The 13,999-nt window shown below is 62.9% G+C and carries 12 protein-coding genes; 5 read left to right on the top strand and 7 right to left on the bottom strand.

Annotated features, from left to right (window positions below):
• Window positions 1–153 precede the first annotated feature (153 nt).
• Genes DW352_RS14125 through DW352_RS14110 form a run of 4 tightly spaced genes read left to right on the top strand, consistent with a single transcriptional unit; the run spans window position 154 to window position 3,970 of the window.
• Window positions 154–1,185 (top strand): sulfate ABC transporter substrate-binding protein, encoded by a 1,032-nt coding sequence (locus DW352_RS14125; protein WP_115691931.1) that lies wholly within the window; start codon window positions 154–156, stop codon window positions 1,183–1,185.
• A gap of 9 nt (window positions 1,186–1,194) precedes the next feature.
• On the top strand, window positions 1,195–2,046 hold the full coding sequence (cysT, locus tag DW352_RS14120; protein WP_115691930.1) for a sulfate ABC transporter permease subunit CysT: 852 nt from the start codon (window positions 1,195–1,197) through the stop codon (window positions 2,044–2,046).
• Window positions 2,036–2,905 carry a sulfate ABC transporter permease subunit CysW gene (gene cysW, locus DW352_RS14115; RefSeq protein ID WP_425374608.1) on the top strand — a complete coding sequence of 290 codons (870 nt, stop codon included), beginning with the start codon at window positions 2,036–2,038 and terminating at the stop codon, window positions 2,903–2,905. Before cysT ends, cysW begins: the two co-directional genes overlap by 11 nt.
• 9 nt (window positions 2,906–2,914) lie before the next feature.
• Window positions 2,915–3,970: a sulfate/molybdate ABC transporter ATP-binding protein gene (locus DW352_RS14110; RefSeq protein ID WP_115691928.1), complete on the top strand. Its 1,056-nt coding sequence runs from the start codon at window positions 2,915–2,917 to the stop codon at window positions 3,968–3,970.
• A gap of 168 nt (window positions 3,971–4,138) precedes the next feature.
• Here DW352_RS14110 and DW352_RS14105 read toward each other — a convergent pair whose 3' ends face one another.
• From DW352_RS14105 to DW352_RS14090, 3 genes are all read right to left on the bottom strand, one after another.
• Window positions 4,139–4,390, bottom strand: a complete 252-nt coding sequence (locus DW352_RS14105) for a helix-turn-helix domain-containing protein (protein WP_115691927.1) — start codon at window positions 4,388–4,390, stop codon at window positions 4,139–4,141.
• 177 nt (window positions 4,391–4,567) lie between these two features.
• Window positions 4,568–5,479, bottom strand: a complete 912-nt coding sequence (locus DW352_RS14095; RefSeq protein WP_115691925.1) for a nucleotidyl transferase AbiEii/AbiGii toxin family protein — start codon at window positions 5,477–5,479, stop codon at window positions 4,568–4,570.
• On the bottom strand, window positions 5,469–6,308 hold the full coding sequence (locus DW352_RS14090) for a type IV toxin-antitoxin system AbiEi family antitoxin domain-containing protein (RefSeq protein WP_115691924.1): 840 nt from the start codon (window positions 6,306–6,308) through the stop codon (window positions 5,469–5,471). Before DW352_RS14090 ends, DW352_RS14095 begins: the two co-directional genes overlap by 11 nt.
• Window positions 6,309–6,502: 194 nt before the next feature.
• Between DW352_RS14090 and DW352_RS14085 the strand changes: the two genes are divergently transcribed.
• Window positions 6,503–6,964 carry a mobile mystery protein A gene (locus tag DW352_RS14085; protein ID WP_115691923.1) on the top strand — a complete coding sequence of 154 codons (462 nt, stop codon included), beginning with the start codon at window positions 6,503–6,505 and terminating at the stop codon, window positions 6,962–6,964.
• A gap of 137 nt (window positions 6,965–7,101) precedes the next feature.
• Here the strand turns inward: DW352_RS14085 and DW352_RS14080 are convergent, their stop codons facing one another.
• From DW352_RS14080 to DW352_RS14065, 4 genes are all read right to left on the bottom strand, one after another.
• On the bottom strand, window positions 7,102–8,391 hold the full coding sequence (locus DW352_RS14080; RefSeq protein WP_115691922.1) for a DUF2130 domain-containing protein: 1,290 nt from the start codon (window positions 8,389–8,391) through the stop codon (window positions 7,102–7,104).
• 148 nt (window positions 8,392–8,539) lie between these two features.
• Window positions 8,540–10,354, bottom strand: coding sequence for a ParB/RepB/Spo0J family partition protein (locus tag DW352_RS14075; RefSeq protein ID WP_115691921.1), 1,815 nt, complete (start codon window positions 10,352–10,354; stop codon window positions 8,540–8,542).
• Between the two features lie 195 nt (window positions 10,355–10,549).
• The gene (locus DW352_RS14070; protein WP_115691920.1) at window positions 10,550–12,772 is read right to left on the bottom strand and encodes a S8 family peptidase; all 2,223 of its coding nucleotides are present in this window, start codon (window positions 12,770–12,772) and stop codon (window positions 10,550–10,552) included.
• Entirely contained in the window at window positions 12,769–13,914 is a 1,146-nt protein-coding gene (locus tag DW352_RS14065) for an AAA family ATPase (protein WP_115691919.1), read from the bottom strand. The genes DW352_RS14070 and DW352_RS14065 overlap by 4 nt, the downstream gene beginning before the upstream one ends.
• Between the last annotated feature and the right edge of the window lie 85 nt (window positions 13,915–13,999).

The raw sequence follows: 13,999 nt of genomic DNA, 5'->3' as shown, positions 1-13,999 counted from the left end.
AAAAAATTGCTCGCCCGGCTCCGGCGGGCGAACAGATCATTGCGACAAGTGCCAGATGGCAGATCTATTTCGTCTTTTCTGGAATGGCCGACTTGCAGATGACGGGATGACTCGCAATGGTCAAGGCGTCGACAACTACGGGAGTCATAACCAATGCGCTTTTTAAACGATAGAGTTGTCCGCCGCACCCTCTTCGCCGCCGTCGCTGCCTGCGCTCTCGCAACTGGCGTCGCAGGGCCGGCCGTCGCGCAGAACCGGATACTCAATGTCTCTTATGATCCAACGCGCGAACTGTATCGCGCTTATGACGCCGCGTTCACTAAGTATTGGAAGGCTAAGACCGGCCAGACAGTCGTCGTGCAGCAATCCCATGGCGGCTCCGGCGCGCAGGCGCGCGCGGTCATCGACGGCCTCGAAGCCGACGTCGTCACGCTGGCGCTGGAAGCCGATATCGACGCCATCGTCGCCAAGTCCGGCAAGATCGCCGCCAACTGGCGCAGCCGCCTGCCGAACAACAGCGCGCCTTACACATCGACCATCGTCTTCCTGGTGCGCAAGGGCAATCCGAAGGCCATCAAGGATTGGGACGATCTCGTCAAGCCGGGCGTCGCCGTGATCACGCCGAACCCGAAAACCTCCGGCGGCGCGCGCTGGAATCTGCTCGCGGCCTGGGCCTGGGCGCGCGAGAAGTTCGGTGGCGACGACGCCAGGGCGCAAGCCTATGTCAAGGACCTTTTCGGTCACGTGCCGGTGCTCGACACCGGGGCGCGTGGCGCGACCACGACCTTCGTGCAGCGCCAGATCGGCGACGTGCTGCTCGCCTGGGAAAACGAAGCGTTCCTCGCGCTCAATGAACTGGGGCCAGACAAGTTCGAGATCGTCGTGCCGTCGATCTCGATCGTGGCCGAGCCACCGGTGGCGCTGGTCGATGAGAACGCCAAGAAGCACAAGACGACCGAAGTGGCGCAAGCCTACCTCGAATATCTCTACAGCGCCGATGGCCAAAAGATCGCCGCCAAGAACTATTACCGCCCGGCCAAGCCGGAACTGGCGGACCCCGAGGATTTGAAGCGGTTTCCCAAGCTGAAGCTCGCGACCATCGCCGATTTCGGCGGCTGGAAGGAGGCCCAGCCGAAGTATTTCGGCGACGGCGGTATATTCGATCAAATCTACAAGCCGAAGTAAGATCGCCGAATGTCGATCGCCGAATCGTGGACCTTCAGGCGGCCCAGCGTCATCCCGGGATTCGGGGCGACGTTCGGCTTCGCGCTGACCTACCTGAGCCTGATCGTTCTCATCCCGCTGGCGGCGCTGATCGTGCGCAGTACGTCGCTCGGCTGGAGTGAATTCTGGCATCTGGCGCTCGACCCGCGCACGCTGGCGGCCTTGCGCGTCAGTTTCACCACCGCGTTGATTGCGGCGCTCGTCAACAGCGTCTTCGGCCTGGTGCTGGCCTGGGTCCTGGTGCGTTACCGGTTTCCCGGCAAGAGGCTGATCGATTCGATGATCGACCTGCCCTTCGCCTTGCCGACGGCGGTCGCCGGCATCGCGCTGAGCACGCTCTATGCCCCCAATGCGTGGATCGGGGGCCTGCTGGCGCCTTACGACATCAAGATCGCCTATACGCCGGCCGGCATCGTCATGGCGCTGATCTTCATCGGCCTGCCGTTCGTGGTGCGCACCGTACAGCCGGTGCTGACCGACCTCGACAGGGAACTGGAGGAGGCGGCGGCGACGCTCGGAGCGAAGCGGTTGCAAACCATCCTGCGGGTCGTGCTGCCGCAACTGGTGCCGGCGATCCTGACCGGCTTTGCGCTGGCGCTGGCGCGGGGCATCGGCGAATACGGCTCCGTCGTCTTCATTGCCGGCAACATTCCATTCGTGTCGGAAATCGCCCCGCTGCTGATTGTGATCCGGCTGGAGGAATTCAACTACGGCGCGGCGACGGCGGTGGCGGCACTGATGCTGATGATCTCCTTCGCCATGCTCCTGACCATCAACCTCATCCAGGCCTTGAGCCGGCGGAGGTTCGGTCATGCCGTCTGAACGCGGGCCCGCCCGGACGATGGCTCCGGCCACCGGCGAATCGGCGCCACTGCGCGCGGCGCTGATCGCGATCGCGCTGACGTTCTTCGCGCTGTTTCTGCTGCTGCCGCTGCTGCTGGTGTTCAGCGAGGCGTTGCGCGCCGGCATCCCCGGCTTCATCAAGACGATCGCGGAGCCCGATGCCGTGGCGGCGATCGAACTGACCCTGCTGGTGGCGGCGATCTCGGTGCCGGCCAACATGGTGTTCGGCATCGCCGCAGCCTGGGCCATCGCGAAATACGATTTCAAGGGCAAAAGCTTCGTCATCACGCTCATCGACCTGCCGTTCTCGGTGTCGCCAGTGATTGCCGGTCTCGTCTATGTGCTGCTGTTCGGCGCGCAGGGCTACTTCGGTGGCTGGCTTAGCGGCCACAACATCGAGATCATCTTCGCGCTGCCCGGCATCGTGCTGGCGACGATGTTCGTGACGTTCCCTTTCGTGGCACGCGAGTTGATCCCGCTGATGCAGGAGCAGGGCACCGGGGACGAGGAGGCGGCGCTCTCGCTCGGCGCCAGCGGCTTCAAGACGTTCCTGTACGTCACGCTGCCGAACGTGAAATGGGCGCTGCTGTACGGCGTGCTGCTCTGCAACGCGCGGGCCATGGGCGAGTTCGGCGCCGTCGCCGTGGTGTCCGGCAAGATCCGCGGCTTCACCAATACCATGCCGCTGCATGTCGAGATTCTTTACAACGAATACGCCTTCACCGCCGCCTTCGCGGTCGCCTCGCTGCTGGCGCTTCTCGCCCTGTTCACGCTGGCCATCAAGGCGCTGCTGGAGTGGCGCTATGGCGATCAGATCGCCGGCAACGGACGTTACTAGGGACGGTTCATGGAAATCCGCATTACCAAGGTGCGCAAGGAGTTCGACCGCTATCCGGCGCTGCACGGCGTGTCGCTCGATGTCCGCTCCGGTGAACTGATCGCGCTGCTCGGGCCCTCCGGTTCGGGGAAGACCACCTTGCTGCGCCTGATCGCCGGGCTCGAATGGCCGACCGGCGGCTCGATCCACTTTGGCGACGAGGATGCATCGAGCCTGAACGTGCAGGAGCGCAATGTCGGATTCGTGTTCCAGAGCTATGCGCTGTTCAAGCACATGACGGTCGCCGACAATATCGGCTTCGGCCTGCGCGTGCGGCCGCGCGGCACGCGTCCGGCGGCAGCGGAAATCCGCCGCCGCGCCGCCGAACTGCTCGACCTCGTGCAACTGTCCGGCCTCGGACACCGTTTCCCCGCGCAACTGTCGGGCGGCCAGCGGCAGCGCGTGGCGCTGGCGCGAGCGCTCGCCATCGAGCCGCGCGTGCTGCTGCTCGACGAACCCTTCGGCGCGCTGGACGCCAAGGTGCGCCGCGAATTGCGACAATGGCTGCGCGAGCTGCACGACAAGACCGGGCACACCACGGTGTTCGTGACGCACGACCAGGAGGAGGCGCTCGAGCTCGCCGACCGCGTCGTGGTGATGAGCCAGGGCCGCATCGAGCAGGTCGGCACGCCGGACGAGATTTACGACCGGCCGAACTCGCCCTTCGTGTTCTCCTTCATCGGCGAGGCCAGCGAGCTGCCGGTCACGGTGACGGGCGGCCGCACCAGCATCGACGGACAGCCGATCGACATCGGCATCGCCGGTATAGCCGACGGTGCGGCGCGCCTTCTGATGCGGCCGAACGGCATCGAAGTCGTCGAGGAGAGGCCGGGCGCGATCACCGGCGACATCGTCGCCGTGCGCCGCAGCGGCGGCTGGCGTCGCGTCGAACTTCTCATCGGCGCCGGACGGCATCGCGTCGAGATCGAATTGCCGGTCGATGCCGCTCAAACGCCCGATGGCAAGCTGCATTTCCTGCCGCGGCACTGGCAGCTATACGCGGCCACGCAGCCTCGCGGCCTTTGAACGCGGCGCGAAGCGCATTTAACTGGGCGCATCGCCAGGGGTAGGCGCGACGTCCACGAAAGCGATGGCGAACGCAATGCCCGCAATTCGAATTCTCTGTGGCCTGCGACTTTAGCGTCGCCCGGTAGCGAAACCGGGGAAGTATTCAAATGCGAAGGGCGCGATCGATCAGAACAAATCTTCGATGGCTTGAACCGGCATCCTGGTTCGCGGCCTCACCACTAATTCGAGGTCGAGCGCCGCGAGCGCGTCGATGAGTGTGTCGAGCTGTGTTGCGGGTGCGCCGCCCTCCAGCTTGGAGACGGTCGCCTGACGTGCGCCCATGCGTTCCCCCAAGGCCGCCTGAGTGAGCTTCTTCTGGCGTCGGTAGCGCCTTAAAGCGGCGCCGATTTGCTTGGATGAGCGGGCTATGATGTCCATCCTGTTGATATACGCGAGCGCGTATAATACGTCAATATACGCCTTCGCGTATAATCAGGAATCATATTGCGAAGTGGACATTATCGGGCAGTTTTTGCGTATGAAACTGGAGGGCGTGCACGGATCATTGAAAGCGACCCGTTGCAGAGCGGAGCGCATTGAAATGGCTCGGGCGGTCTAAACGCCAAGAGCCTTTTTGAGCCCGGCGACAAGGGCGTCTCGTTTTTCCTTGGGCAGCTTGTCGAGATTGATCTGGCGCCATTTGACGGCCGGAAGATCAGGCACGCCGGGCAGGCCCAGCAGGTCCCAATCCGGTTCGCCGCGCTCGAAGCCGATCAGGAAATCCTTATGGGCGGCCGGCATGCCGCCGACGATCGTCTCAATCATTTCCTCGCGCGTTGATTCCAGCTCGGCGAGCGGGACGGGTTCGTCGGTCATTCCTACGAAGCCGTGCTCGTAATCCTCCGTCATGTCCAGGCGCGGCGGGTCAAGAACCTCCGCCATAGGCCTGTGATGACTGAGCATGTAGACGATGAACGCCTTTCGCAGGTCGTCGGTGATGCCTTCATTCGCAAGCAAATGCCGCACATCGAAGAAATCCCGCGGGTGCTGCCGGTCGAGCGCCGCGACCAGTTTCCCGGCATAGAGATCGGAGTGCGAGACCACCTGGATTTCGGCAAATCCGAACTCGTCTTCGACGGTCTGTGTGACGGTGCGTGTTTGCGCCGGGTAGACGGAACCGCGAAGGACCGGCGTTACCTCGATCTTGACGGTGGCGGTGCCGAGCTGGACGAACAGCTTGTTGACGCGGCCTTCGGCGGCGCCTTCCGTAACCTGACAGCCGGCAATTTGCGCGCGGATGCGGTCTGCAATGCGCCTAAGCGCGGCTTCTATCTGCTTAAGTGATTGGTCGCGCGGCTGCACCGGCAGATAGGTGAGATCGATATCAACGGACAGGCGGGGCAGATCGCGAACGAACAGGTTGATGGCGGTCCCGCCCTTGAGCGCAAAGCAGCTTTCTTGCGCGACCAGCGGGATGACGCGGATCAGCAGGGTGACTTGGCGGCGGTATTGGTCGCTAAACGGCATCGAATCGCCTCGGCACGGTGATTTGATAGGTGCGATCAAGCACGCCGCCTTTGACCAGCATGCGCTTGCCGTGTCCGAGATCGACCTGGGTCTTGCTTATCCTGTTTTTCCAGGCATGCGAATGGCGATCGGCAAAGAAGAAGAACAGCCGCTTGGCCTTCACGCTGCGGCAGGCCTGCAACAAAGTCTGCATGCGCCGGGGGCTTAGGGTCGAAAGGCTTTCGACCAGCTTGTCCACGTGTTCGAAGCTCTCGTGATCGGGGAGTTCGTCCAGCAATTCGAGCAGCGCTCGCTCCGGCGAGGAGATCACCAGCGGCCAGCGCCATTGCCCCCAGGACTGGATGACGAAGCCCTTTTCGGCCGCGTCTTTCTCGGCCTGGGCGTTTGCGCGGTTGAGATCGCCTTGGGGCGGCAGCCCCGCGTCGGGTGAGAAGAGCCTCGCGCTGTTGTGGAAGGCAAAGCGCACGGAGAGGGGAAGCTTCGAGAGCCAGCCGGGTGGCGCGGACGGTCCATAGAGATGGACCTGGCGCGTGGTGCGGGGCAGGTAGTGTTCGTAGCCTTGCAGCTCCAGCGCCGTGTGTCCGCCGACAGCCAGGGGCGTGCGATAGAGAAGCGTCTGTAGGGATATGACGGCCTGCTCCCAACTGAGCGTGCCGCGCGGCTTCCTGTAGACACGGCCGGCGGGCCGTTCGAGATAGCCGGCAGCGACATATTTGCTGACGAGGCTGGTCGTATAGCCGTGGTCGCTAAGCCATGCCGCGTCCACGAGCAGGCCCTCCGGGAGATCCTGGCGGAGTTGGTTTAGCTTTCTTGGCAATTGCGTCGTCATGCTACGCAAAATAGCATGGTTTCAAACTCGATGCCAGTTTAAACAAGGGCAGAAATACGTAGGGAAGGGACGTAAATATCGATTCTTGTAAACTGATTTCCGCAAGGGCAAACAGATAGCTGAAAATATTAGACTATCGCCTTATAATCCTATATAATTATTAGGCTATGCTCTAATTATCGGATAAGGCGACTATGAAACCTGAAGCCCGCAAGCGCGCCAGAGAGCGCCTTGATCAACGTTTGGCGCCTTTGAAGCCGACGGACCGCTTCCGCGCACCTCCGAAAGGATGGGTGCGTGCTGTCCGGGACGCCCTCGGAATGAGCGGTGTGCAGTTCGCCCGCCGTCTGCATGTGCGGCCACCGAGCATCGCGGCCCTCGAAGCCTCGGAAGAGAACGAAACCATCCAGATCAAGACTCTGCGTCGAGCGGCTGAAGCGCTCGATTGCACGCTCGTCTATGCGCTCGTGCCAAACGACTCGCTTGAAGGTGCGGTGCACGCGCGCGCGCGCAAAATCGCGTTCCGCGAACTCGATCGTGTTGCGCATACGATGAAACTCGAAGCGCAGGAAACGCCGGGCACGGGCATGGACGAGCGCGTCGAAGCGTATATCCGCAACAACGTCAGAGATCGCGACATCTGGGATGAGCCATGACGGCTCGATGAGCGCACGCAGCGACAGGGCGCCAGTATGGACACACGAATGTGGAATTGAAGGCGATCAAGCCGCTGAATTAGATCATAAACACCAAGAGTGATAATGTAACTTACGAAAAATCCGGAGCAGGGGCGTCATGCCGCCTGGCTATCGTCGCCCTCCGTGCTCTGGTCTACGAGCATGGGCAGCGCCATGCCTTCGATCTCTTCGAGCGCCTTGCCGGCGATGCCCTGAAGATCGCCGTACATGCCGGCGGTCGCGTCGATCACGCCGCGAATCTGCGCCTCACGCTTGGCCCAGCTGCGCATCATCGAGCGGCGCTCCTTGTCGAGGTCCGACTGCATCTCGCTGAATTTTTCGACGATCGCCTCGATGCGGTGCCGGAAACGCGGCCCGGTGAGATACTGGTAGACGAGCTCCATCTTTGTCTGCTGTCCCTCGCCGGCCTGCCGGGCGGCGGCGAGTTCAATGAGCGACTGCCGCAACGCAATCGCGACCGGGATGGCGCAGCGGGTCTCCGTCACCCAGATGCCATCGACATGATCGAAGCTGTGCACGCCCTTGGGGAGTACATTTGAGACGATGAGCGCGACATCGGCCTTGGCCTTGCGTTGATCGTCGCGAAGCTTGGTCAGCCATCCATCGGTCCAGTTCTTCGTTCGCTTCGATTCCCATAATATCGTGCCGCAGGGCTGATTGATCGAATTCATCACGCGGTGCAGGACATCGCCCCCGAATTCGCCCTTCGGGACCGGTTCGATCACGTCCTGCGGAAACTTCGTGCGCAACGACGCTTCAAGCTCCAGCTCCAGGGCTTCACCCTGCAATTGCTGTGAGCCCTGCTCGGCCTTGCGCTTGAGATCTTCGATCTGGCGCTGCATGGAGGCGATCTGCTCTTCCTTTTCAAGGACGCGCAGCTTCAAGGCCTCCTCGGCGTCCTGCTTGGCTTTCGTGCGGACCGTGTCGAGCGATGCCTGCACCCGTTTTTCGATGGTCAGGTCCATTTCCCGCTTGGCGTCGTCAAGCGCGCGCTCCTTGCGCATGAGCTCGGCCTGGGCCTTTTGCGCTTCGGCGAGCTTCTCATCGCGCTGCTTGAGGACTTGCTGCAGCTCGGTGACTTCCTTCGCCTTCTGGTCCAGGTCGGCCGCCGCAAGGCGTTTGGCCTTGGCCGCTTCCTCGGCGGCGATGCGCGTGCGCTCGGCCGAAATCTTCTTGGCAACCTCCTGCTCGACGTTTTCCTTGGCTTTCTCGATCTCTGCCTGCTGGCTGCGCAATGCGGCCTCGCGGCCCGCGATGTCCTTGTCCTTCTGTGCCATCAGCCGCTCGTATTTCGACTGGGTCGCCTTGATGAGCGGCGCCGCCAGCGACTCCGTCAGCGGGATGTGGGTCTGGCAGTTGGGACAGGTGATGGTTGGTTCGGTCATGACGTGAAACCTCGAAGACGTGCTCGCGGCGGTTGGTGCCCAGAGCCTAGCGCCAGTTCACGGAATGTTCACGGGAAAAATTAGCCTTTTTCCCCGCCAATTATAAGGAAAGCCCGGCCGCGCCGTCAGGCGCGACCGGGCCAAGCCGCTAAGCTGCGGCTTTAGACGCGGGGCGAAGCGGCCCGGGCAGCCAGCCTGTATTCGCGACCAGGTCTGCCGCCCGGACGACCAGTTCGCTCTTCTTGAGCTTTTCGAGCGCGGGAGCGTGAGCGCCATGGGCCTCGTCGATGGCGCTCAGGATGACACTGCGGCTGATGCGGCCGAAATACCCCTCGGCGCTCGCGGTGAAATACCGCGTCATGTCGAGACCGAGCGCATCGGCCAGGGCGTTCGCGTGCGAGAGCCGTTCAGAATCGGGCTGAGCGCCTTTGCCTTGCACGGCGTTGACGCTGATCGCCGCGATGAAGCCGAGAATGCCAAGCAGCGTCTCCTTGGGCTGCGCGAGCATCCAGGGCCAAAGCGCATCCGGGCTTTCAGGCAGGATCGACGCAAGCCGCTCGCGTTCGGCTTCGATGGCCGCCAGAGCGGGGCAATCGCCTCCGACCTTGATCAAGCGCGCAAGGTTCGCTTCGCGGACGCCAATCTCCACGCACGTCTCACCGGCGGACCCATGATAGAACGCCTGCAGCGTCATGGCATGAACCATGGCAACGAGCGCGATCTCCGGCTGGCGGATCAGTTCGGCTCCAATGGCCGCGCTGCGCTGCGCCGTCAGGTCCTCGATCAGCGAGGCGGGCAGAGCATTAGCCGGCTCGCTCTTCTCACTTTTCGCCGCTTTGCGGAGCGCCTTGGCATCGGACTTGCGGACGAGACTCCGCTCGATCCGCACGCTGCCGTCATGCGATAGACCGATCACAGCGCCCGCGACAGCCAGGGTTTCGGCGGGCCAGTATTCGGAGCGCTCGGTCAATGCGTCCATACGCTGCTGAAGCTCGTCCAGACGGTCGGAGGCGTCGTCACCGTCGGAATCGACTAACTCGTCGTACTCGGCCGTAAGCGCTTCGAGTTCGGCCTGATCGGCGTCCGGCCGTTCGGCACGCTCTGGCGAAACCCGAGTGAATTCCGCCAAGGCCTGATAGTCGAGATCGATCAGCGTGTGCACGAAGCTCCACCCCTCGCCCGACAATTCGGCGGCGACAGCCGAAAGCTTATCGGTGACAAGGCGGTCCAGGAGCTCGGCGTCCTGCGCATATCCGCCATTGGCGTCATCGAACAGATCGCGGCGGACGGACCCGCCGGCGGTCTCATAGGCTTCGAGCCCGATGAAGCGGACGCGCTTGTCGCTTGCCGGCACTTCCGTTTCGGTCAGCGCGCGCCGGATCGACTGCGGATCGAGGCGCCAGTCCGAAAGCTCGGTCAGGATGCGCTCCTGAGCCGCGTGATCGTCGGTGATGGCGAAGGCCTGGGCCTCTTCGAGATCGATGTGGCCCTCGCGGTAAGCGCCCAGAATGACCGGGCTCAACCGGCCGAGGCGCAAACGCTTGGTCACGATGGTTTCGCTGACGCCGAACCGGGCCGCGACATCGGCGATACCGGCCCCCTTCTCGATGACGGTGCGGAAGGCTTCGAACTGATCGGCCGGATGCATCGACATGCGCACGACGTTCTCGGCGAGGCTGAGTTCGGAGGCGTCGATCTCATCCGATGCCAGCGTGCATGCGACCGGATAGTCCTTGGCAATCGTGCCGGCCTTGGCAAGCGATTGCAGGGCCAGATAGCGCCGGCGGCCTGCGATGACCTCGTATCTGTCGGCCTTTGCAGGACGAACGACGAGGGATTGCAAAAGGCCGTGCGTGGCGATTGAGGCGGCCAGTTCGTCGATGCCGTCCTTGGCGCCCGTCTTGCGTACGTTGCCTTTCCAGGCGGTAAGCTTGTTCAGGGCGATTGCGAGTGTGTCTGTCATGAGAGTTCTCCTTTTCCGTTTGCGGTTTTCTCGTAAGAGACGCGGAAAGGAGAGCCGGACGGAAAAGCCGCGGCGGTCAGATGCCCAACACGGGAGCGAAGCGAAGGAGCGGGCCGGGCATTGAACGCAAGGCGCGCCCGGCTAGAGAAGCGTCAAATCTTAAGAAGAAAACCGCCGAAAGGAGATGCGAGCGGACTACGTCGTAATCGGGATGTCTACAACGGGACGCAGCGGCTCAAGGAGGTTGGCGTATTTCCGGACCACATCGTCGTAGAGCTGGCCGAGGTGTTTGGCCTCGACGGTGATAACGAGGGCGTAAGCGAGGTCATCGTCCGGCGCGAAATTACGGCCGCCAAGACGCGCGTTGTAATGGATGTCGAAGACCGGGTTGCGCAGGCTTTTGCCCTGAAACCCGACCGAACCGTGCAGGCAGTTCTCCCATTTCCAGGCGTCCCGCCGCAATTCGTCTTCCATCAGCCCGTTCTGCGCTTTGCCGAAGAAGCTCTTGGTGTCGGCGTGGATCTGCTTGTGGCTCTTGCGCTTCTGGTCGTGCGGCCGGAAGGCGGCCTCAAGGCCGGCGCGGGTGTAATTGCCGGGATGGTGCGGATCGACGCCGGTCGCGTAGCACAACGTGGCCGTGATCTGGACTTTGCCGGGGATGGTGCCGGAGGGAACCGGTATCGGCGCACGGATATAACGCGAGGGCGCGATGTTGCCCTGATAGACGACCCGCACCGTGTCGTCATCACACAGGACGATGTCCTGAACTGACCGGGCGACTCGGCCGCGGCCGACATCCTCGCAGGGATGATCGCAGGCCTCAGTGGTGTGGATGAGCAATGCGCGGATGGCCAGCGCGTTCAGGTTCGCCCCGAAATGCGCGCGCACGCCGGTGGCTAGGCGAAGCGCGGATGGAGCCGAGAAAGAAGTCCCTTCGGTGGCTTCAAGCGCGATCGCAGTGGATTCGCTCAGGGCGATGAACGGGCGCTGAAGACAGCCCCCGAATTCGACAAAATCGGGCTTGATGAGGCCGGGGCTGCGGCCCGGACCGACAGAGCTGTAGGCGCAGCGTTGCCAGGGCGAGTCGGGATTGTCGCAGGCGCCGACTGCAAGCGCGTTGACGCAGTCGGCGGGTACCTGGATGCGATTGAGACCGCCATTGGCCGGGCTGTCACCGTCATTGCCGACGGCGATGGTCGCGAGGGTTTTCCCCCGCGAGAGGCGGTCGTCGATTACGGCAGTCCAGGCATGGACATCGTCGTCCTCGATCGGGAGCCGCGGGCCGATGCTGAAATTGACGAACTCGTAGTCCTTGTCGACGAGAATCTTGTCGATACGGTCGAGCACTTCGTAGAGCTCGTGCGGGTTCTGGCCAGGCGTTGCGTCCAGCACCCGGTAATGGTCGACGGGCGCAAAGGGACGGCTGATCGGCTTTGCGGGATCAATGTGACCGAAAAGAAAGGATGACGTGACCGCAACGCCGTGCTTCTGAAAATCAGGGATGGTCTTGCCGATGCCCGGCGGCTCGATGGGTTTCGCCCATTTGGTGAGCGGGTGATTCTTCGGAATGCCGCCATCGAAAATGGCGGCGCGGATTTTCGGATCGACGGGCCCCTGGGTCGGCAGGCTCACGTCCTGCATGGGAACGCGCGATGAGCGGAATGTCGGCCGCAGCATGCGCAGCGCCGGCATCTGCCGCAGGGCCCGGACGGGCGTGAAGGTGGCGATCTCTTCGGCGCTCTCGACGGGCGCTTCGAGTTCTACGAAGCAAAGGCCTCCGGCATAGAAACGGCGATCAAGGCGCTGATCGAGTCCGATCTCCTCCAGATATTCGCGAAACAGGGGAACGATGCGGTTTTCCCCGATCTGGGCGTCGGTGTGCAGCACCACTTCGAACACCGCTTCGCCCGACTTAGGCAGCTTCCCTTTGATCTTGTCGCGGACCGTCGGCGCGGCGACTTGCTCAATGGTGGCCAGCTCCGCCGCACCTGGGGCATCCTCGTGCCAATTCGGAAGTCCGGAGCGCCAGGCACGAAAGGCAGAGCGCGATCCCATTACGAACAGCTCGGTGGTGATCGTCTCTTCGGGCTCGCGGTCCTTGGATCGCTTTTCCGGCGTGATGCGCCGCGGCCGGCTGCCGACAGGCTCAAGGCCCACGGCGCGCAGGAGGTGGTCCGGGAAATAAGACTTTGCGATGTATTCGGGATTGAGGGTGACGGTTGCGACCGCCTGATCATTGGGGCAGGCCTCATCGGGCAGTTGGTCGATGCCGCGGACGACACGCGAGAGCATCGGCGCAAGGCGCGTCTTGGCCTGGCTGAACGTATAGGGATGATATTTCGGACCGCCTCCGCGGATTCCCGCCACGTCTTCAACGAGACGCTCGCCCTTGCCCAGCAGGAAATTGCGTTTTGTCATGCAGTCGCTCCCGCATTCCTGCGCCGCGAACCGCCTCCGCGTGCGGCAGCCCGGCTGCGGATGGTATCCCGCGCGACGCCGGTCAGCTCGTGCGCCTTACGCTGTGAGAGAAGCCCCTGCTCGACAATGACGGTCGCAAGACCGATGCGCTTGGATTTCGGAAAAGCCTCGTTCGATACGAAGGCTGCCAGGCAGTCCTCAAGGGGCTGCGTGCCGAGTGCGGCACTCCTGCGCGCTGCCGAGAGGTCGCGCTCGATGTCACTGAAAGAGCGGCCGGCGAAGGCTGCGGCGAGCACGTGGCTCCATGGTTTGGCAGCCGCAAAGTGCGGCGCGAGTGTGCTCTCCACGAATTGCGCAATGGCTGGCTCGGAAGGAAGCGGAAAGTCGATATGCATCTCAAAGCGCCGCCAGATCGCCGGATCGAGAAGGTCCGGATGATTGGTGGCCGCAAGAAGCACGCCGGAAGCAGGCCAGTCATCGATCTGCTGGATCAGGACGGTGACCAGACGCTTGAGCTCGCCGATCTCGGCGTGATCGTCGCGCCGCTTGGCGATGGCATCGAGTTCATCGAGCAGAAGCACGCAGTCGATCGTTTTGGCGTAATCGAGCACATGGCGCAGATTGCTGCCGGTGCGGCCCAGCAGGCTGCTCATGACGGCGGCGAGATCGAGGATAAGAAGCGGGCGGCCCAGTTCCCGAGCAAGCCAGCGCGCGGCCATGGTCTTGCCCACGCCCGGCGGGCCAACAAACAGGGCGGCGCGCGTCGGATCCAGGCCGGCGCGCATTAGCGCGTCGGGGTTGCGCCGTTCCTGCACGATTTGGGTTAGTGACGCGCAAACGCCAGGCGTGAAGACTGGCTCGTGATCGAGACTCGGATGCGCCTCGACGCGCATGAGGTGCAGGCGCGTGTCGAGATCGACCGGCACCGGCACCTCCTGCTGGCGCCGCAAGGGCGAAGCGGCTGAAGGAGATTCCCGCAAAAGGTCGCTCAACGCCTCGGCAAAGCGGGGCACGGCCTCATAGTAGCGCTTGGCTGCACGCCGCAGGATAACCTGTACATCCTGTGTGCGGCCGGAGAGTGCGCTCCGGGCGAGGTGGAGGAAGTCGGATTCGATGTCAGTCTTCTTGTTGTTCTGGGTCATGTTCCGGTCGTTCGTCAGTGGTGCGCCCCAACATACTCGCCGGTGGACGAAAATTCAACGAACGACCTAAAAATCGTCCACTGCC

This window comes from Pseudolabrys taiwanensis, assembly GCF_003367395.1.
Classification (GTDB): domain Bacteria; phylum Pseudomonadota; class Alphaproteobacteria; order Rhizobiales; family Xanthobacteraceae; genus Pseudolabrys; species Pseudolabrys taiwanensis.
The sequence above is the reverse complement of the archived record's forward strand: the minus strand, read 5'-3'. Positions and strand labels throughout refer to the sequence as shown.

Coding starts and splice junctions, on each gene's coding strand:
- DW352_RS14070 (WP_115691920.1), bottom strand. CDS start 12,772: ATGACAAAACGCAATTTCCTGCTGGGCAAGGGCGAGCGTCTCGTTGAA.
- DW352_RS14105 (WP_115691927.1), bottom strand. CDS start 4,390: ATGGACATCATAGCCCGCTCATCCAAGCAAATCGGCGCCGCTTTAAGG.
- DW352_RS14095 (WP_115691925.1), bottom strand. CDS start 5,479: ATGCCGTTTAGCGACCAATACCGCCGCCAAGTCACCCTGCTGATCCGC.
- cysW (WP_425374608.1), top strand. CDS start 2,036: ATGCCGTCTGAACGCGGGCCCGCCCGGACGATGGCTCCGGCCACCGGC.
- DW352_RS14090 (WP_115691924.1), bottom strand. CDS start 6,308: ATGACGACGCAATTGCCAAGAAAGCTAAACCAACTCCGCCAGGATCTC.
- DW352_RS14085 (WP_115691923.1), top strand. CDS start 6,503: ATGAAACCTGAAGCCCGCAAGCGCGCCAGAGAGCGCCTTGATCAACGT.
- DW352_RS14110 (WP_115691928.1), top strand. CDS start 2,915: ATGGAAATCCGCATTACCAAGGTGCGCAAGGAGTTCGACCGCTATCCG.
- DW352_RS14065 (WP_115691919.1), bottom strand. CDS start 13,914: ATGACCCAGAACAACAAGAAGACTGACATCGAATCCGACTTCCTCCAC.
- DW352_RS14075 (WP_115691921.1), bottom strand. CDS start 10,354: ATGACAGACACACTCGCAATCGCCCTGAACAAGCTTACCGCCTGGAAA.
- cysT (WP_115691930.1), top strand. CDS start 1,195: ATGTCGATCGCCGAATCGTGGACCTTCAGGCGGCCCAGCGTCATCCCG.
- DW352_RS14080 (WP_115691922.1), bottom strand. CDS start 8,391: ATGACCGAACCAACCATCACCTGTCCCAACTGCCAGACCCACATCCCG.
- DW352_RS14125 (WP_115691931.1), top strand. CDS start 154: ATGCGCTTTTTAAACGATAGAGTTGTCCGCCGCACCCTCTTCGCCGCC.